Here is a 1011-nt window from a genome sequence, read left to right on the forward strand (position 1 = left end):
TAGGTGTTTGATCCCGCGGTGTGGTGATACGACTGACCACCATGCGGCGAGGGATGCGCTATGGGCCAGGTTCTCCATGGAAGCGCCACCACGACGGAGGCTGTCCGTCGCGCGATCCAGTTACGTGAAGAGAGCGTAAGGGCGCTGGCGAGGCGCTACGGCATCAGTCCGACAACGGTGCAGAAGTGGCGCAAGCGAGCGACCACGGTGGATGCCCGGATGGGTCCTAAGGAGCCGCGCTCCACCGTGCTCACGGTTGGGGAGGAGGCGATCATCGTCGCTTTCCGCCGGCACACGCTGCTCCCGCTCGACGACTGTCTCTACGGCTTGCAGCCGACGATCCCGCACCTGACCCGGTCTTCGCTGCATCGCTGCCTGGAGCGGCATGGCATCAGCCGACTGCCCGAGATCGACGGCGACAAGCCCAAGAAGCAGCGCTTTGCGAGTTACGCCATCGGCTACGTCCACATCGACATCGCCGAGGTGAGCACGGCCGAGGGCAAGCTCAGACTGTTCGTGGCCATCGATCGCACCAGCAAGTTCGCGTTCGTGCGACTGGTGGAAAGCGCTGGTAAGATGGAAGCCGCTCAGTTCCTGCGTGATCTCATTGAGGCGGTGCCCTACCGCATCCACACAGTCCTCACCGACAATGGCATCCAGTTCACCTCACGCCGCCAAGATATCTGGGACTGCCAGCACATCTTCGATCGTGTCTGCGACGAGCATAGTATCGAGCATCGCCTGACCAAGGTGAACCATCCTTGGACCAACGGGCAGGTCGAGCGGATGAACCGCACGATCAAGGACGCGACGGTCAAGCGCTACCACTACGACAGCCACGACCAGCTTCGTGCCCACCTGCATCTGTTCGTCGATGCCTACAACCACGCCCGCAGGCTCAAGACCCTGCGCGGGCTCACACCCACCGAGTTCATCCTCAACGCCTGGACCAAAGAGCCAAACCGCTTCAGGATCAACCCGTCACACCTCATCCCGGGACCGTACACCTAG

At 62.1% G+C, this 1011-nt stretch carries 1 protein-coding gene; it reads left to right on the forward strand.

The window, feature by feature from the left end:
- The first annotated feature begins 60 nt into the window (after positions 1-60).
- Entirely contained in the window at positions 61-1011 is a 951-nt protein-coding gene (locus MFF55_RS26245) for an IS481 family transposase (RefSeq protein WP_238247147.1), read from the forward strand.

This window comes from Methylobacterium iners, from assembly GCF_022179305.1.
Classification (GTDB): domain Bacteria; phylum Pseudomonadota; class Alphaproteobacteria; order Rhizobiales; family Beijerinckiaceae; genus Methylobacterium; species Methylobacterium iners.

Excerpts from the sequence above, each read along its gene's own strand:
- MFF55_RS26245 (WP_238247147.1), top strand. The coding sequence starts at position 61 with ATGGGCCAGGTTCTCCATGGAAGCGCCACCACGACGGAGGCTGTCCGT.